General features: G+C 39.2%; 17 protein-coding genes. 16 read left to right on the top strand and 1 reads right to left on the bottom strand.

Annotated elements, in window-relative coordinates; all coding sequences use genetic code 11:
* Positions 1 to 10: 10 nt before the first annotated feature.
* From G5W_RS0103385 to G5W_RS0103375, 3 genes are all read left to right on the top strand, one after another.
* The gene (locus G5W_RS0103385; RefSeq protein ID WP_010094249.1) at positions 11 to 1,030 is read left to right on the top strand and encodes a LacI family DNA-binding transcriptional regulator; all 1,020 of its coding nucleotides are present in this window, start codon (positions 11 to 13) and stop codon (positions 1,028 to 1,030) included.
* Between the two features lie 427 nt (positions 1,031 to 1,457).
* Complete coding sequence (locus tag G5W_RS0103380; RefSeq protein WP_010094247.1) at positions 1,458 to 2,600, top strand: exo-beta-N-acetylmuramidase NamZ family protein; 1,143 nt, start codon at positions 1,458 to 1,460, stop codon at positions 2,598 to 2,600.
* Between the two features lie 12 nt (positions 2,601 to 2,612).
* The gene (locus G5W_RS0103375; protein ID WP_010094245.1) at positions 2,613 to 3,587 is read left to right on the top strand and encodes an N-acetylglucosamine kinase; all 975 of its coding nucleotides are present in this window, start codon (positions 2,613 to 2,615) and stop codon (positions 3,585 to 3,587) included.
* Between the two features lie 14 nt (positions 3,588 to 3,601).
* Here the strand turns inward: G5W_RS0103375 and G5W_RS0103370 are convergent, their stop codons facing one another.
* On the bottom strand, positions 3,602 to 5,170 hold the full coding sequence (locus G5W_RS0103370; protein ID WP_010094243.1) for a SpoIID/LytB domain-containing protein: 1,569 nt from the start codon (positions 5,168 to 5,170) through the stop codon (positions 3,602 to 3,604).
* A 222-nt stretch (positions 5,171 to 5,392) separates the two neighbouring features.
* Here G5W_RS0103370 and G5W_RS0103365 point away from each other — a divergent pair, with 222 nt between their 5' ends.
* The 13 genes from G5W_RS0103365 to G5W_RS0103305 all read left to right on the top strand — a co-directional run bounded on the left by G5W_RS0103365 (position 5,393) and on the right by G5W_RS0103305 (position 18,122).
* Entirely contained in the window at positions 5,393 to 6,109 is a 717-nt protein-coding gene (locus G5W_RS0103365) for a PIG-L deacetylase family protein (RefSeq protein ID WP_010094241.1), read from the top strand.
* 24 nt (positions 6,110 to 6,133) lie between these two features.
* Positions 6,134 to 7,747, top strand: a complete 1,614-nt coding sequence (nagZ, locus tag G5W_RS0103360) for a beta-N-acetylhexosaminidase (protein ID WP_010094239.1) — start codon at positions 6,134 to 6,136, stop codon at positions 7,745 to 7,747.
* The gene (locus tag G5W_RS0103355; protein ID WP_010094237.1) at positions 7,744 to 8,925 is read left to right on the top strand and encodes an anhydro-N-acetylmuramic acid kinase; all 1,182 of its coding nucleotides are present in this window, start codon (positions 7,744 to 7,746) and stop codon (positions 8,923 to 8,925) included. Before nagZ ends, G5W_RS0103355 begins: the two co-directional genes overlap by 4 nt.
* A 68-nt stretch (positions 8,926 to 8,993) precedes the next feature.
* A complete protein-coding gene (locus G5W_RS0103350) occupies positions 8,994 to 10,352 on the top strand; it encodes an extracellular solute-binding protein (protein ID WP_010094235.1) in 1,359 nt (452 codons plus the stop codon).
* Positions 10,353 to 10,577: 225 nt separating this feature from the next.
* Positions 10,578 to 11,498, top strand: a complete 921-nt coding sequence (locus G5W_RS0103345; RefSeq protein ID WP_138918957.1) for a carbohydrate ABC transporter permease — start codon at positions 10,578 to 10,580, stop codon at positions 11,496 to 11,498.
* An 11-nt stretch (positions 11,499 to 11,509) separates the two neighbouring features.
* Positions 11,510 to 12,475: a carbohydrate ABC transporter permease gene (locus tag G5W_RS0103340; RefSeq protein ID WP_010094231.1), complete on the top strand. Its 966-nt coding sequence runs from the start codon at positions 11,510 to 11,512 to the stop codon at positions 12,473 to 12,475.
* Between the two features lie 234 nt (positions 12,476 to 12,709).
* Positions 12,710 to 13,633, top strand: a complete 924-nt coding sequence (gene murQ, locus G5W_RS0103335) for an N-acetylmuramic acid 6-phosphate etherase (protein WP_010094230.1) — start codon at positions 12,710 to 12,712, stop codon at positions 13,631 to 13,633.
* The gene (locus tag G5W_RS0103330; RefSeq protein WP_010094228.1) at positions 13,634 to 14,584 is read left to right on the top strand and encodes a GNAT family N-acetyltransferase; all 951 of its coding nucleotides are present in this window, start codon (positions 13,634 to 13,636) and stop codon (positions 14,582 to 14,584) included.
* Between the two features lie 16 nt (positions 14,585 to 14,600).
* Positions 14,601 to 15,476, top strand: a complete 876-nt coding sequence (locus G5W_RS0103325) for a MurR/RpiR family transcriptional regulator (protein WP_029190993.1) — start codon at positions 14,601 to 14,603, stop codon at positions 15,474 to 15,476.
* A 59-nt stretch (positions 15,477 to 15,535) separates the two neighbouring features.
* Positions 15,536 to 16,582 carry a serine hydrolase domain-containing protein gene (locus tag G5W_RS0103320; protein ID WP_010094224.1) on the top strand — a complete coding sequence of 349 codons (1,047 nt, stop codon included), beginning with the start codon at positions 15,536 to 15,538 and terminating at the stop codon, positions 16,580 to 16,582.
* Between the two features lie 15 nt (positions 16,583 to 16,597).
* Positions 16,598 to 17,149: a ribonuclease FAU-1 family protein gene (locus G5W_RS0103315; protein WP_010094222.1), complete on the top strand. Its 552-nt coding sequence runs from the start codon at positions 16,598 to 16,600 to the stop codon at positions 17,147 to 17,149.
* A gap of 85 nt (positions 17,150 to 17,234) precedes the next feature.
* Entirely contained in the window at positions 17,235 to 17,588 is a 354-nt protein-coding gene (locus G5W_RS0103310; RefSeq protein WP_010094220.1) for a VOC family protein, read from the top strand.
* Positions 17,589 to 18,122, top strand: coding sequence for a YhfM domain-containing protein (locus tag G5W_RS0103305; protein WP_010094218.1), 534 nt, complete (start codon positions 17,589 to 17,591; stop codon positions 18,120 to 18,122).
* Positions 18,123 to 18,130: the final 8 nt, after the last annotated feature.

Below are 18,130 nucleotides of genomic sequence, written 5' to 3'. Positions count from 1 at the left end.
GGTGAGTTAAATGGTAACAATTAAAGATGTCGCAAAAGCAAGTGGGGTTTCACCCTCTACAGTTTCTAGGGTTATAGCGAATAACCCTAGAATAAGTCAGGATACGAAGAAAAAAGTTCGGAAGGCTATGAAGGATCTAGGCTATCATCCAAACATAAACGCGAGAAATCTAGTAGCGAAATCTACTAAAGCAATTGGTGTCATTATGCCATCTTCCGCAAATAAAGCACTACAAAATCCATTCTTTCCTGAAATCCTTCGAGGAATTGGGTCTGTAATCCATGACTTAGAATATTCTATGTATCTATCTACAGGTGAAACAGAGAAAGAAATTTTAAGTGAAGTGCAGCGAATGGTCTATGGTAGTTATGTGGATGGTGTCATTCTTCTATATTCTCGTATCGATGACAAGGTAACTAGCTTTTTAATGGAATTAGATTTTCCATTTGTTATTGTTGGAAAGCCATATGAAAATGAAAACGTCATCACACATGTGGATAATGATAATTATAAAGCTGGAAAAGAAATTACCGAACATCTAATTCAGATGGGCCATAGACGTATAGGCTTTATAGGGGGATCAAGGGATTTATTTGTGACTCGTGATCGTGAAAATGGTTATCTAGCTGCTTTAGAAGAAGCTGGGATTGAAGATAATAATTCCTACAAGATTCATACTGAATTCCTTGAGTCTGGAGGAAGAGAAGCAGTAGAGCATCTCTTATCCTTAACAACAAAGCCTACAGGGCTCGTAGTTAGTGATGACCTTATCAGTCTTGGAATTCTTAGTATGCTAGATAAAAATGGAATACGTATTCCACAGGATATATCTATCGTAAGTTTTAATAATGTTTATCTATCTGAAATAACAAGACCAGCTCTTACAACAGTTGATATTCAAATACAAGAACTGGGTGCCCAATCCGCAAAAGCAATCATAGAAAAAGCACAAAATAGAAATGAACCATGTAAACGGATTATCATTCCGCATAAAATCGTTTATCGTGATTCCGTAAGCAAGCTATCTTAGAAGGAAAACCTTCTGAGGTAGCTTTTTTGTTAACATGAAGAAAGGATGTATTTTATATAATTAATAATATATATGAAACAAATGGTTTATGGACAGTTTGGGGATAGTGCGCATAAAGATGGAGAATCGCGCGAAAAGATGATAAAGATACGCGGGAATGCCCCCAGGTCGCTCGAGTTAACCTGACCCCGCGCGAAGTCTCCCAAAAGAGGCGCGAGGCACAGGAAAAGTCGCGCGCAATTAGCCTGAAGGCGTAACTAAGATAGGGCTTCGCTCGACTTTGTATTATGCTTGCGTGAGAATAGACTTTCGTCGCGTGGAAATTCCTACGGGTCGCTTGATTCTCCAAAAAATTCGTGCGTCCTGCTACAAACCAACATATCCCAACGTCAACATTCCTAATTCAAAAGAGGAAAGGAGACAGCCAATGAAACTCGGTTTAGAGGTCTTCTTAGAAGCTCATACCCATCCATACAAGAAAGCAAGAATTGGATTATTAACTAATTTAACCGGAGTTAATCATAACTTGGATACTACTATCGATTTATTTTATCATCATCCAGATATTCATCTAACTGCTCTATTTGGTCCTGAACATGGAATTCGGGGAGAAGTACATGAAGGGAAGTTAATTAAATCAGGTATGGATAGCTACACTGGGGTTCCAATCTATAGTCTTTATAATGGGGACAAAAAGCCGAATACTGAAATGCTTGAAAATGTAGATGTTGTCTTCTGTGACTTACAAGATATTGGCTCTCGTTATTATACCTTTATTTATACGTTAGCTAATATGATGAAACAATGTGGACAAGAGGGAAAGAAGGTAGTTGTTCTTGATCGGCCTAACCCTATAAACGGTGTAACGATAGAAGGAAATCTAGTTCAAGAAGGATTCCGCTCTTTTGTAGGGCAGTTTCCAATTCCAGTACGTCACGGGATGACAATTGGTGAACTGGCACTCCTGTTTAAAAATGAGTTTCATATTGACTGTGAATTAGAAGTTATTCCGATGGAGGGCTGGGAAAGAAAGGCGTATTTCGATCAAACGGATCTCTTTTGGGTATCTCCTACTCCAAACACAACGACGATGGATATGTGTATTCTTTATCCAGGTACTTGTTTGATAGAGGGCACGAATTTATCAGAAGGCAGAGGAACGACTAAGCCGTTTGAAGTGATTGGTGCACCGTTTGTGAATGGGAGGGAATTAGCGAATGAGATGAATTCGTACAGAATCAAAGGCGTGCGTTTCCGGCCGACAGTCTTTCGACCAATGTATCAGAAGCATAAAGGGGAAGCTTGTGAAGGCATTCAAATCCATGTTTCCGACCGGAATTCGTTACAATCCTTTAAACTAGGACTTCAGCTACTTGAATCACTCTATAAACTTTATCCGGGGCAACTTGCATTTATTAAACCCGGTAGGCATTATTTCTTGGATTTATTAATGGGAACAGATCAATTCCGGTTACAAATAGAACAAGGAGACACAACAGGTTTCCATAGCAGACTACAAAAGGAACTCATAGAATTTCAGACTATTAGAAGTAACTACTTATTATATTAAGGTGGGATTCGGGTGAAGTATTTTATTGGGATCGATGGTGGTGGAACCATGACGCAAGTTGCCATAGCAGACACAGAAGGAAATATTCTATTCAATCATATTTATGGTAGTACGAACCCGAATGGAGTTTCCAAGGAGAAATTAGAATCAACATTTAATACTATTTTTCGTAATATAGAAAAAAAATTTCCCCTTCAACGAGTTAAAAGTGTTTTTGCTGGGATAGCAGGAGCCGGAAGCAAGAAAACAGAGTTATTTCTTAAAAATAAAATTACTAATTACTTCACTACTGATACGAAAATAACCGTTACGGTTGATACTATTAACGCTCTTTTTTCGGGTACATATGGTAAACCTGGGATTGTTCAAATCTGTGGAACTGGCTCCATTACATATGGTATAAACCAGAACAAACAACATGGAAGGGTTGGCGGTTGGGGGTATCTTTTAGGTGATGAGGGGAGCGGCTATGATGTAGGAAAAAGAGGGATTTCGGAAGCGCTCAAATTTGCCGATGGGCGAAACGCTGAAACAATATTATTGCACTTATTACTTCAGCGTTTTAAGGTGAATGATACTCGAGAGTTAATCGATTACATCTACCAATCTCCTAATCCGAAAAGAGTCATCTCTGAAACTACGCTACTAGTATTTAAAGCTTACGAAGAAAACGATCCGATAGCTGTGAAAATTTTAAGAGATGTTTCTAAAGAAATTGGAAAAAACATTCGAGCATTGGATAAAAAGCTCTTTCATGAGCAGGAACAGGTGGACGTGATTTTATGTGGGGGACTATTTAACAATCGAAATATCTTGCCAAAACTTCTTAAGAAAGAGTTAGCAAACAATCTAGACAAATATAGACTAGTGTTACCAGATATACCACCAGTTGCTGGTTCGGTAATTGGAGCATTTCTTGAACATCATATGCTAAAAGATATGGTCAAAGAAAATATAATAAAAGGGATGAAAGAGGCTGCAATGTAGCAGCCTCTTCCGTTTTAGTACCGTTCTTCTAATGTAATCCCCTGATAATAGTGTTTTAGGATTTCATCATAGGTGTGCCCTTTTACAGCCATTCCCATTGCACCAGTTTGTGCTAGACCAACCCCATGCCCCCAGCCTCCACCATATGCCTTAAAGCCAGAGAGTTGCTTGGTTTTCTTATCGACTACAGGTTCGAGGTAGAACAAGGTACTTAATAGCACACTCTGTCCGCCATCAGCGTTGATATATTTGAGTGCCCAGCGAATACGATCTTTATATTCATAAAAAGTACCGTTTTCAGTTACAAATTCAATTTCTAGAGCTCTACCAGAGTTCGCTCGTTCTAACACGTTGATTTCATAGACCTCTCCAACATCTGTACTATAATATTCACTTAATACATCACTGATTTCTTCCTTAGTCCATTCAAAATACCAACGATGATATTTCGACCAATCTGCTTCGAAATCGCCTTTCCGTTGTGCTCGAAGTGATTTTGGATTCGCGTGATTTTTAAACACTTCTAAACTAGGTACATTATCCTTCCCTTTTCCTAGTTGGGAATCTGGTACACCTCTTAAATATGGTATTGGATCAGAGTTCCAAACATCCTCGTTATTAGCAGTGAACCCGCCACTAGTAGAATGGTAGACAGCATCGATTAACTTTCCATTGTATGTGGCTACCACCCCTTCTGTTTCTTGAACAGCTTGCGTAGAAATTGGGTGTTCGGCATCATATCCACCATACACTTGATCTGATGTGGTTGGAAGTAAGTCATAGCCGTCATCGCTCCGTTTTCCAAGCCCAGATATGGCGTAGGTCCTTGCCGCAACCGATTGGGATTTCTGTGCTTCTAATTCCCCGTAGGGTACTGGAGGTAACTCTCTCGGTACAACGCCATATAAATATTCTTCTAACGGAAGCTCATTTATGCCTGCTAGGGTACCGGTACTATTAAAACCGACCTCTCCTATTCCTCGATACTGACTCCCGTTAATTTTGATAACACCACTTGCAGAGCTAATTTGCACAGCATTTGGAATGATTGCCTCATAATCATCAGCAATTAAACGAATTTCAGCATCTTCCGAGGAGACTGTAATAACTCTCCAATAGGAGTCACTACTTGCAAAACCTTCTGCAATCATTTGTTGGCGGAATGCTTCTCGCTCACCCCACGGAGCATCCTGTGGGAACTTTCCGATAAGTAAACGCCAGCCACCATTATAATCCTCAACGTACGTTTCATAACCTGCAGATTCTGCCCTGTTTAACCAATCCTGCATATAGGGCACACTTGTTGTCCATGATGTCTGTAATCGATAATTTGTTTCAATAGCTGCTGTAGAAGAGAGTTCAACAACAACCTCTCCAGCTTCTCCGCTAAAGAGTACTTCACCAGTCTCTTTATTTGTAATGGTGAAATCATCAGCACTCCCTAACCGGACTGACTCTGCAGTTGGTACAACCCCAATCCGAATCATTGGTGTCTCTGTTTCTGCAAAACTCATACTACCTCCTGTTAGAATACTTGCAAAAGCTACTAAACTAGTGAAAAAAATTAAGCAAACTTTTCTCATTCTCTACACCTCCATAAAAGTTATATGCAAAAGATTTATTCCCCCCTAAAAACAAAATCGTTAGAAGCTGCGCTTGAAATTTGATAACAGATATTTATATAAATTTATGAATTACTATTTCATTTCTGTAATAGTATTTTATAGTAATAGCGTTTTAATTATTCTGAAAAAATAACACATTAGCATTGAATAGGATAACAGTTACATAGAGAGGTGTGACTTATGAATCATAAATACCATGTCATGGTTATTGGAGCGCATTGTGGTGATGCGGAAATACAAGCAGGTGCAATTGCCCTTAAATATGCGAAAGCAGGTCATGAAGTAACCTTCTTACATTTGACTGCTGGAGAGAAAGGAAATCCATCCCATGTAACAGTGGAAGCATATCGAAAACAAAAAGTGAAGGAATCCAAAGAGGCAGCAAAGATTTTAGGTGGAAAAAGTATCACATTAGATTTTCGGGACGCTGAACTCAAACTAGATGAGGAAACCGTCACAGCTGTGTCAAAGATATTTCGTGAGTTAAGGCCAAATGTCGTGATAACACATTGGGAAAAAAGTATCCATCCAGATCATGCACTTTGTCCTAAGATTGTGCAATCGGCATGGCTAAAAGCCGCATTAACGGGTTTTGAAATAGAAGGATTAGCCCCACACTCCATAACAAGAATGTTTCATAGTGAAAATTGGGAAGATATGGAGGACTATGTTCCCGATATATTTGTCGATGTTTCAGAGGAATTTGAAACGTACCTCAGAGCACTTTCTCAATATGATTTCATTATGAATTCTAGTGATTTCCGCTACTTTGATTATTATCAAGCACTTGGGACTGTAAGAGGATGTATCGCTAGAACAACCTATGCCCAAACATTGAAATTCCCAGTTGGAATGAATACGAGAAAAGGAATGTCCATTCCAGGATTTGAATTATAGAGAAAAAACGGTGGTGTATATGACATGAGTAATACGACAAAGGAAAAAATTGGCCAATTAATGGTATTTGGTTTCAAAGGCAAGAAGGCTTCGCCAGAAATTATAAAGCTTATCCGAGAGCATCATATTGGCGGAGTGATTTTGTTTGGAAGAAATATTGGTACGCCAGAGGAAGTTCTTGAACTAACAACGGAATTACAACGAACTGCAAAAGAGGCAGGACATGAGCGACCATTACTAATATGTATTGATCAGGAAAATGGAGTAGTTCGCCGCTTAGGCGAAGGAACAACTATTCTCCCTGGAGCGATGTTACTAGGGGCAACAGGCCGTAGTGAGAATGCATACATAACAGGACTTTTAACGGGAAGGGAATTAAAAGCGCTAGGGATTAATTGGAACTTAGCCCCAGTATTGGATGTGAATAATAACCCTGATAACCCAGTAATCGGCGTTCGTTCTTATGGGGAATCGGCAGACATGGTCGCTAATTTTGGAAAACAAGCTGTCAAAGGATTGCAAGATGCAGGTATTATCACAACATTGAAGCATTTCCCAGGTCATGGGGATACAGATATCGATTCCCATCTCGACTTACCGGTCATTTCCCATGATATTGAACGTCTACAAGAAGTCGAATTAAGACCGTTCCGTGATGTGATAGAACAAGGGGCGGATACCATCATGTCTGCCCATGTATATTTTCCAGCAATAGAAGAAAGGGAAAATGTACCTGCAACCATATCCAAGAAAGTTATTACTGGATTGCTTCGTGAAGAATTAGGATTCCAAGGTGTCGTAACAACAGATTGTATGGAAATGAACGCTATCTCAGAGGGAATAGGAACAGCTGAAGGTGCTATTGAGGCATTAAAAGCAGGCGTAGATCTAATTATGGTTTCTCATTTGCAAACCAGACAATACGAAACATTGTTCCAAGTCGAAGAGGCGATACATACAGGTGAAATCGCGGAAGAGACAATTCTTCAGGCCTATCAAAGAGTAGCGGATCTTAAAGATAAGTATTTGAGTTGGGATGATATTACGCTAGATAGTCCATTACATGTTTCCAAAGATGTCGGTTCTAAACACCATGAGCTAGAAGCGTATGAATTTTATAAACAAGGTATTACCATTGTTCACAATGATAATATGTTACCACTTACGTTAAAGGAATCGGATCCCTTGTTAGTGGTTTACCCCAGAGATAGTTACGCACTACAAGTAAAGGATAAACGCTATGCTACATTTGCTTTGGAAAAAGCTGTTCAAGATATGCATGATTGTTTAGAAGTTTTTCAGGTGTCTAATCCACCAATCAATGATGAAATAGCAAACCTGAAAGAAATAGCCAATCAATATCAAGCTATCATCATCGGGACTTTATCAATTAAGGAAAACGACCAGCAAGTAACATTAGTCGAAACACTCTTAAAGGAAAATAGAAATGTCATTGTAGTGGCAACAAGAAACCCATATGACATCGCCTATTTACCGGAGGTCTCTGCATACATAGCAACTTATGAATTTACGGCACCTGCATTAAAGACGGCAGTTGAAGCGATTTTTGGAAAGGTGAAGGTAAAAGGCAAGTTACCTGTAAGTCTTCCAAGAAGAAGGAGTGACAATCTGGAATGAAATTGGTTAATCATGCAGTTGGTATGATGTCTGGGACTTCTTTAGATGGGATTGATGTGGCAATAGTTGAAATAGTGGAAGAAGACGGGGACATTGAACTTCGCTTGAAGTATTTTGATATGGTTACCTATCATGATGCAGTCAAGCAGGAATTACTGAAGCTATGTGACCCAAGTAAGGCTACCATTCAAATGATTTCTACGATGAATATGTTATTTGGCACGCTTTTTGCTGAAGCGGCAAATCAAGTGATAAAGGAAGCTGGCTTACGTAATGAAGATATTGATTTCATCAGCTCTCACGGCCAAACCATATTTCACCAGCCGGAAAAAGTGAATATTGCAGGACATCCTGTTACATCCACTTTACAAATTGGGGATATTAGTGTGATAGCTGAGCAAACTGGAATCACTACTGTAGGAGACTTTCGAACAAGAGATATGGCAGTTGGTGGTCAAGGAGCACCACTTGCACCCTATGCTGATTATCTATTATTTCGAGATAAAGAGAAAGGGAGAGTGCTAGTCAATATTGGAGGAATATCCAATATGTCCATTCTGCCAAAGGATTGTGACGAAAATGATGTCGTTGCCTATGACACGGGGCCAGGTAATATGATTATAGACTATTTTGCCCAACAAATCAGTAATGGAAAAATATCCTATGATGTTGATGGCAAACTAGCAGCTAAAGGGAACGTAAGAGAAGAATGGCTAAAACGATTACTAGATAATCCGTATTATGCAGAACAACCACCTAAATCAACCGGTAGAGAGCACTTTGGAGAGCGATATGCAAAGAAATTGTGGGATGAAGCGGAAGATATGTCAATTTATCCATATGACCGTATCGCAACAGTGACCAAGTTAACCGCAATCACTATAACGAATGAAATTAATCGTTACATCGTTAAAAGTGGGATAAGGGAAGTTTTTATTAGTGGTGGTGGAAGTTACAATCCTGTATTAATGCAAGCAATTAGCAATGGATTACCTCCAAAAGTTGTTGTAAGAAAGCTAGATGAAATTGGTATGCCAGCTGATGCTAAAGAGGCGATGGTATTCGCACTGTTGGGTTATCAGTATTTAAATAAAAGAACGAACAATTTACCAAAAGCTACTGGTGCCAAACAAAAAGTGATGATGGGCAAAGTAGCATGGGGGAAGGGAAGGAGGTGAACCAGTCTTTAGCACTTATTCTTTGATTTATATAGAACGAATATCACGATGTAAGGGGGAAGTAAATCATGAAAAGGAAATGGAAATTAATTTTGATGATGATGATGGCCATAGCTACAATGATAGTTCTAGCCGCATGTGGGGACGATTCAGATGGGTCGACAGATGAAGATGGCAACTGGACTGGAACCATTACTATTTGGGATGGCCCTCGCTGGGCAAAAGAAGGAGATACATCTGGTGAAGAAGGGAAAGGAAATCAGTATTTCTGGTTAGAAGAGAAGATAGCAGAATTTGAAAAATCTCATCCAGGGGTGAAGATTGAACTTGTAAAAGTACCCTGGGCAGAAATGCCAGATAAGCTAGGAGTCAATATTGCTGGGCAATCATGGCCAGATATTGCACCAGTAGACATAAGTGGTAGTGCGGTAAGCATTGATCACATTGAACAAGGTGTCATAGAGTCGTTAAATGACTTTTTCACAGAAGAGGAATTAGGAGATTTCTATGAAAATGCATTAAACGCCTATACGTATGATGGGAAACTGTATGGAATACCGAACTCTCTAACCGTTCATACCATGTTACTTAACTTAGATTTATTCGAGGAAGCAGGTGTTGAGCCACCTGAAAATGGCGAGTGGACATGGGATGAATTCGTTGAAACAGCAGAAAAGTTAACTTTTGACCGAGATGGTGACGGGGAAATAGATGTCTATGGTTTCTCTACGTATATTCTACCTGGTTACTACGAAGCATGGCCATTCTTCTATATAAATGGTGGAAAGCCTTTAAGTGATGACTTATCTGAGTTTACATTTGACTCCCCAGAAGCAATTGAAGCTATTCAAGCATTAGCAGATTTAAAACTAGTAAATGAAGCTGCACCTGTCTCCATGGGGGGAGCTGATGTCGGCGGTACTTTCCAAGCATGGGCGAACGAAGAACAACGTACAGTTGCAATGGAACCTTGGGCAACTTGGGCCATTACTTCAGCGCAAACAGCAAACCCAACAAACTTCATGGTAGCAAACTACCCAACTGGATCAACTGGAGAACCAATCACGATTGGTGGTGTTGGTGGTTGGACAATGTTTAAGCAAGACAGTGATGCAAAGAAAAAGGTAGTTGCAGAATTTATGAAATCTATCTCTGACACAGATGAGCAATACCTAATGTCTCAATCCTATGGGATCTTCCCTGCACGAATTAGTGCCGCAGAAAAAGAACCATTCGCAGACAACCCCGAAATGGCAAGGGCCCAAGAAATGTCTTCACAAGTCGCCATGCTACCACGTCATCCAGAATGGAAGAAAATTGATGAGATCATTCAGCGTGAACTACAACTAGTGTTCAATGGTGAGAAAACTGCTGAAGAAGCAATGGCAACCGCCAAACCAGAGGTGGAAGCACTTTTAGGAGAGTAATAAATCAGTCCGGTGGGCTCTCGTTGGGTCCACTGGGGATTTGGACTTAAGAAGGTGAATGTAGGAGGTGCCATCACGTTCTTCAGTTCCATGGCTGTTTGATAAGGTGCTGAAAGAGCGTGTTATTACCTTCTATCTTTTAAAAGTTAATTTGATAAAAAGTTAAATTTGTAAAGTGACTGACGGCTAAAGTTTACATAAACATTAATACAGTAGGGAGGGAGAATGTTGGAATTATCGCTTGTGTTAAAAAATGCAGGAAAGAGTTTGAAAAAGACCGGGAAGCAGATGCGAAAAAACTATGCGGCATACTTATTTTTACTCCCGAAGCTGATTTTATTTACGTTGTTTATCGCAATTCCTGTAGTGTGGGCATTTGTTTTATCCTTTCAGGAATATCGAATTACCGAAGCAAATTTATTTGCTGGTTTAGATAATTATAAGCAAGTTTTCGAAAGTGAAGCCTTTAGGAAGGCACTGATCAATACGACAATCTACACCGTTGTAACGGTTCCTTTTAATGTTATAACAGCACTAATTGCTGCTTCGTTCATTCATACACTTGGAAGATTTGCACAGAATTTTTTCCGTGCTGCTTTTTATTTACCGACGGTTACCTCCATGGTAATCATTGCAATGGTATGGCGCTGGATGTATAACTATGAATTTGGACTATTTAATCATGTAGTTGGTTGGTTTGGTATGGAAAAGATCAATTGGCTAGGACAAACCGATTCCGCATTATCCGCAATTATTATCATGCAAATGCTGATTCCGTTTGGGGTTGGAATCATTTTGTATATGGCTTCCATGAGTTCGATTTCTGACTCTTTGTATGAAGCGGCAACAATTGATGGTGCAAATGCATTTCAAAAGTGGTTTAAAATTACGGTTCCGATGTTGACACCATCTACCATATATTTAACCCTATTAAGCACTATTGGTTCTTTCCAAGTTTTCACACAAATTATTTTAATGACTGGTGGTGGTCCAGGATACGCAACGGAAACTTTAGTCCACTTAATCTATAAAACTGGTTTTAGAGATTTTGAATTTGGATTAGCCGCTGCACAGTCTGTTGTTTTATTTTTTATTATCTTTGTTATCTCTGTGCTCCAGTATAGAGTACTAAACCGAAAAGGGTAGGGGGGGATATGATGAAGAAACGTTTTACATGGAGTAAAGCATTGATTTATATCGTGTTATCGGTGGCGGCCGTTATATCCCTTTTACCACTTTATTGGGTGTTTAGTACTTCATTGCAATTAAGCAGTTATCAGGATGAAGAGCTGGACCGCCCGACGTCTTATGTCAATGCCAATCCGCCTAAAATGTATCCGATTGGCATAACAGAGTATGTAGAACATTGGAAAAAGGCAAATGATGCAAAAAAAGCTGGGGATATAAAGGAAGAAGCTTATCATCGTGATATTATGGACCAAATTATAGCTGATACCTTTTCTAGTTTTAAGGCTTTATTTCAGCAAAATAAAATGGGGCTATGGTTCTTGAATAGTCTCTACATTGGAATCGTAGTAACCATAGGGATACTCCTACTAGATTCGATGGCGGGCTATGTACTTGCTAAAAAGAGATTCCCAGGTCGAAATTTTATCTTTTGGTTGATCATTTCCACCATGATGATCCCCTCTCAGGTAACACTTGTACCAATGTTTATTATGGTCCGAGACTTGAATTTGATGGATACGCATTGGGCATTGATTCTACCAGATTTGTCCATGGTGTTTGGGGTATTTTTGATGCGGCAATTTATGCTTTCTATCCCAGATGAATTAATAGAAGCAGCGAAAATTGATGGTGCAAGTGAATGGAAAACCTATTGGAAAATTGTCATACCACTCGCCAAGCCTGGCCTTGCAGCACTCGGAATTTTCACATTTATGAATGTCTGGAATTCATTCTTGTGGCCAATTATTGTATTAAACAATTCTGATTTATTTACATTACCAGTTGGTTTAAAAACGTTACAGGACGCAAACCTAGCGGACTTCAAATTATTAATGAGTGGTGCAGCAATTGCTGCAATACCGATGATTATTGTATTTATCTTATTCCAACGTCACTTTGTGAAAGGATTGACATTGGGGGGCGTGAAGGAGTAGGGAGATTGATTCCATGCTGGGAAAATATAAAACTACCTTATAGTCCGACCTGCGGAGTACATTGTCCCTTCCCGGCAGAACATAGTCCCACTCGCGATGGATATAGTCCCTGCCCAGCAGAACATAGTCCCTCACCGGGAGAAACTAGATTCAACAGGAGCATATAACTTTTACAGACTCAATAACCCAAGCTACAACCAAATAAATACAAAAGTTAAAAATAGGATGGATGGTATGCGAATGAATAAGTTATCAGCTTTGATTACAGAAATGAGAAATGAGCATTCGACGAATATAGATATGATGACGACATCGGAAATATTGAATGTAATACATGAGGAAGATCGGAAGGTTGCCAATAAGATTCAAGCTGTTTTGCCACAGGTGGAGATGGCAGTTGATTCAATTTATCATGCACTGAAAAATGGTGGTAGATTGTTTTATGTCGGAGCCGGAACCAGTGGGAGACTTGGGATTCTAGATGCGGTAGAATGCCCACCAACCTTTAGTACACCACCTGAGTTGGTGCAAGCTGTTATTGCAGGTGGTACCGGTGCAATCGAAAAGGCGGTAGAGGGTGCTGAAGATAGTGAATATCTTGGAGAGCAAGATTTGAAGAAACGAGGATTAATAGAAATTGATGTTGTTGTTGGAATAGCAGCTAGTGGCCGGACTCCTTATGTTGTTGGGGCTCTCCGATATGCCAAATCGATTGGAGCATCAACTATCAGTTTATCCAGTAATAAAAATGCGGTAATCAGTAAAATTGCAGATGTCCCGATTGAGGTCATTACAGGACCTGAGGTTATTACGGGATCGACAAGAATGAAGGCTGCAACTGCTCATAAATTAATCCTCAATATGCTAACCACTACTACAATGATTAAATTGGGGAAAGTGTACGAAAATCTGATGGTTGATGTAAAAGTCAGCAATGAAAAGTTAAAGGAGCGGGCGATTACGATTGTCTCATTTATTACAGGGGTATCGCATGAAAAAGCGAGTGATATTTTGAAAATAACAGATAACGAGGTTAAACCTGCAATAGTCATGATCAAAGCTGGTGTGTCCTTGGACGAAGCAAAAGATGCAATCCAATCTGCAAATGGATTTGTTCGCAAGGCAGTTGATATCGCTCTAGCAAAAGGGGGAGCCTAATTGATTACGTATCATACCTATCTGCCTGGAGATGAGGTGGAAATTGTGAAACTTTGGAATAATTGCTTGCCAAAGGATCCGATTACATCAAGTCGTTTTCGCCATCTAATTTTACTCGACGCGAACTTTGACCCGGAAGGTCTCAGCTTAGCTTTTCATGGAGAAGAATTAATTGGCTGTATGTATGGAGTACGAAGATTATTACCGATGGTGGGAACAGAGTTAGAGGAGGAAAATGGTTGGATTACATTTTTCTGTGTAGACCCAGCATTCCAGCAGCAAGGTGTCGGAACAGAACTTCTTAATCAACTAGTTAGCTTTTTCAAAAAGTATAATCGAAAGCATATTTTCTTTTCTTCCTATGCACCGAATTATATTTTGCCAGGAATAGATGAGGAAACCTATGCTGGGGGATTTCAATTTTTAGCCAAGCATGGTTTTCAAAAACTATATTCACCCGTTGCAATGGATAGAAACCTAGTTCATTTTTGCATTCCAAGTGAGATAGAGGAATTAAAGAAAGTAAGATTAACAGAAGGGTATTCTATCAACCAAGCAAAGGATAGGGACTTATATGAGGTTATCCAGTTTACGAATCAAAACATTAATTCAGACTGGGGAAGGGCAATTCGTGAAGGGATACTGCAAGGATTGCCTCTTGAAAGAATTCTTATTGCTAGGCAGTATAATCAATTGGTAGGATTTTGTTTGTATGGTTGTTATGAGGGTGTGCCAGAAAGGTTTGGACCTTTTGGGGTTACCCCCGAACAACAAGGCAAAGGGATTGGAAAACTCCTGCTCCATGAATGTTTGGTTCATATGAAGGCAGAAGGGCTGCACCATGCTTGGTTTTTATGGACGGGTGAAAAAAGTGCTGCAGGTCATCTATACGTAAAGTCAGGCTTCCAGATTACTAGAAGATTTCATGTTATGAAAAAGGATTTGGAATAGAAAGAGAGTGGATCGCATGTCCTATATGACTGGAGGGCTGACGATGCTTTCCGAGATGTTACCAACTTTACCTCCTTCCGAGAAAAAGATAGCACATTATATACTCGATTATCCTGACGAGGCGATTAAATTGACGGCTCAAGAACTTGGTAAAAGGAGTAATACTAGTGGAGCTGCAGTAACGAGACTTTGCAAATCACTGGATGTAAAGGGGTTCCAAGATTTGAAGTTCCGAATCGCAGGAGATTTACAAAAAACGTCTATACCTGAAGGATTTCGAGATATTAAACCACATGAGGAGTTACAGGCTATTATCAATAAAATGACGACAAATAGTATTCTAGCAATTAAGGAAACTGCAGAATTAATCCAATTAGAAGAACTAGAAAAAGCAGCTAGTCTTTTAAACCATGCAAACAATATTCACTTTATTGGAGTTGGTGCATCGGGGATTATTGCACAGGATGCTCAGCAAAAATTTCTACGAATCAACAAAACAGTATATGCATTTTCCGATATTCATATGGCTGCGACTATGGTAGCAAATGGGGATAGGGATGATGTAGTAGTAGGAATTTCCTTTTCAGGAGAAACCGGGGAAGTTGCAAAAATACTGGAACTAGCTCAACAAAAGAACATGAAGACGATTAGTCTCACTCGTTACGGAAACTCTATAGTAACGGAACAGGCAAATGTTCGGTTGTATACATCTGCTACAAGAGAGCCTACATTTCGAAGCGGAGCAACCTCATCACGTATAGGTCAACTACAATTGATCGATATTTTATTCATGCGTGTTGCGACATTAAAATACGATGAAACAGTAAAATATATTGATGTTACAAGAGATGCAATTGATTTCATAAGCAAGAATAAGAAAAATACAATCTAAAAGCTGACTCAGAAGGGTTAGCTTATTTTGTTTACGATAAAGCTATTGGAGGGACGTAAATGAAAGAACAGATTATCCGACTTTTACAGAAAGAAGTGGAATTAAACCATATTCCCGGTGCAGTCATACATGTTTCATATCAAGGGAGTGTGATTCTTCAGGAAGCGATAGGTAATCGGGTCGTATTTCCTGAAAAGGCACCAATGCAACTCGACACGGTGTTTGATCTAGCTTCCTTAACAAAGGTTGTTGCTACGCTGCCAGCGGTTTTGAAGTTAATGGATGATGGGGAAGTCCGACTGGATGATCGAATTTCTTTCTTTCTACCAGACTTCGGACAGAATGGAAAAGATGAGATTACGATTAGGCATTTGTTAACTCATACATCAGGACTTCCAGCGCATAAAGAATATTTTAAGGAAAATTTGAATACGAAATCAATTTTATCTCGTATATATAAACAAGCCCTGGAATATCCCGTTGGTACAAAGGTGGTCTATAGTGACTTAGGACTTATTGTCTTATATAAGATAATTGAAAAAATTACTGGGGAAACGTTTCGTGATTTTATTCAGCGTGAATTTTTTATTCCATTAGCGATGAAAGAGACAGGATTTAATCCAACCTTCTCAACAGAAAAATACGCTGTAACCGAGTATAGCGTCAAACTAGGAAGCTATAAGTCTGGTATAGTCCATGATGAAAATACCGAATCCATGGGTGGGATTAGTGGTCATGCGGGATTGTTTTCGCCCATTAAAGATTTAGTCAATTTCTCGACCATGATTGAGAATCATGGTGCTTATAACGGCAAGCAGATTCTTTCTGAGCGGGCGCTACATCTATCTCGAAGAAACCATACATTATTTGATTCTGAATATAGAGGGCTAGGGTGGATTTTAAATAGTCCCACCTATGCTTCTTGTGGTGATTATTTTTCAGATAAATCCTATGGGCACACAGGATATACCGGAACAAGTATATGGTTCGATCCAGAAATAGAACTATATGTTATTTTGTTAACGAATCGAGTTCATTTTGGTAGAACCCCCCCAATCCTAAGATTACGGCCACGATTACATAATATTATTCGTTCCAATTTTTAAGGAGAGAGATTTGCTATGGTAAAAAGGAGATATGGAGACCGTTCAAATTGGCCCCGTATTATCGAACGGCAATACGCGCAAGCTAATCTGGACGAGGAGCAATTTAAAGGGAATATAACACTAATTGAAATGGTAAAGGTAAAGAAAGCCCTAATGGTCACCTATGGGGAAAACGAAATTTGTATTGTGCATGATGGGTATAGGTGGCTGTTGCAATTTCCGCATGGTCAACATCACGCTATTACCACTACCTTTGATAAAGAAGGGAATATTGTCCAATGGTACATTGATATTTGTGTTGAAAATGGGGTGGAGGATGGAGTTCCCTACACAGACGACTTGTATTTAGATATCGTTGTGTTACCAACTGGCGAGGTTTTTGTATTAGATGAGGAGGAATTAGAAGAGGCCTTAGCCACAGGAACAATCAATCAGGAACTCTATGATTTAGCTTGGTCAGAGACCAAGCGTTTATTGGATGGAATTTATAGAAAAGAACTAGAATTGTTATCTCTAGCGCATATACATAGGAAACGGTTAGAAAAGGAATTAAGAGCCCAAGTGTGATTCCTAGTTAATAATTTTTTTAATATTCTATTATAAATATGTTACGATAAAATATAGAAACAAGTGAAGAAAAGGAGGAAGAAATTTGGCAAAAGTAGTCGGATTTGAAATAAGCTCTCAAGACCCAGAAAAGGCAGTTCAATTTTATGAAAGTGTATTTGGTTGGAAGTTTTCTGAACCAAACTGGGATTACTGGCCAGTGTCACAGCAAAACGAAGATAACTCTCCAAGTCTTAAAGGCGGAGTTAGTAAGGGGCCGCATGACTATCCTCATGGCACTCGAATACAAATAGAGGTAGAGTCCATAGACAATACGATTTCAAAAGCAAAGAACTTCGGTGCATTGATTGTAAGAGAAAAAATGGAGTTTGATGATTTTTACTTAGCCTATTTAGTGGATCCTACAGGGGTTGGGTTCGGATTAGTTGAGAGGAAATAAATGCAACAAGAGGGAGGGCGTTACATAAAGAAATTGATTGTAATTTTTTGGCTCTTCCTGGTAGTTTTTGTACTAACTGCTTGCAGCAATCTTTCTAAAAATACTATTAGTGAAGTAGAGATTATACAAGACGACAATAGTATCCATACATTTACGAAAGAGGGCCATTCAAAAGAACTATCCATTCTTATAAAAGCTGCAAATAAAGTTAAAAACCAACGTGGGGAAGTTGATATGCCACCGAGTGATTACAGTTTAGAATTTAAGATTCAAAATGGAGAAACTCAGATTTATTCATTATGGTTAGATAGTGATTCAGCTTTCCTCTTAGAAAACACCACCTCAGATTATGTTCAGTTATCTTCTTCGTATGCTGAAAATTTAATTCAAATTGTTACAGAACATCATGCTAATGGAATTACTACCTTTAATGTTTATTTTCTCGTCGCTGGAATTCCAATCCTAATTCTACTTCTCATGTTAGTAGATATGTTTGGAACAGGAACAAGAAAAAGCCGTAGTGATAAAGCTTGAAAGGAGAA

The sequence above is a fragment of the Ornithinibacillus scapharcae TW25 genome, assembly GCF_000190475.1.
In the GTDB taxonomy this organism is placed as follows: domain Bacteria; phylum Bacillota; class Bacilli; order Bacillales; family Amphibacillaceae; genus Ornithinibacillus; species Ornithinibacillus scapharcae.
The sequence above is the reverse complement of the archived record's forward strand: the minus strand, read 5'-3'. Positions and strand labels throughout refer to the sequence as shown.